This is a genomic window from Paraburkholderia bengalensis, assembly GCF_037126505.1.
Lineage (GTDB): Bacteria > Pseudomonadota > Gammaproteobacteria > Burkholderiales > Burkholderiaceae > Paraburkholderia > Paraburkholderia bengalensis.
This window is the reverse complement of the sequence record NZ_JACFYJ010000320.1, coordinates 1-393: the sequence shown is the minus strand read 5'-3', so window position 1 is coordinate 393 and position 393 is coordinate 1. Positions and strand designations below refer to the sequence as shown.

The following is a 393-nucleotide window of genomic DNA, read 5'->3' as shown; positions in this document are numbered from 1 at the left end:
AAAGAAAGCGGGCTCACACCGCAGTCCTTGCCACCTACCCACGGGCCCTCAACGTCCCCATTCTTCATTCGTCCGCGCGCTGGCGACCGTGCGTTGCCCGCGCATTCCGCCGCGCCTCACGCGCTTCGCGCACTCACGTCACAACACGCATCCGTGAATAGCGCGCGCCCCATTGCGGCAAACTCTGTGTAGGCCCGCTGCACGACACGACCATCGCTTCGCGATATCCATACCATTCGGGCGCTGACATCTGCGGCGAGACGACCTACACAGAGTTTGCCGCACAGGGCGATAAAGGCCAGACGGGGCTCGCGTTTGCGCGGGCGCGTGGCGCGGGTGAAGCGCACTGCGAGCACGTTGGCAACAAAAACCGAACGGTGCGGAGCCGCGCGA

At 64.9% G+C, this 393-nt stretch carries 1 protein-coding gene; it reads right to left on the bottom strand.

Annotated features, from left to right (window positions below):
* Window positions 1-116: 116 nt before the first annotated feature.
* On the bottom strand, window positions 117-393 hold a 277-nt coding region (locus H3V53_RS43480), incomplete at its 5' end, for a hypothetical protein (protein ID WP_336603081.1).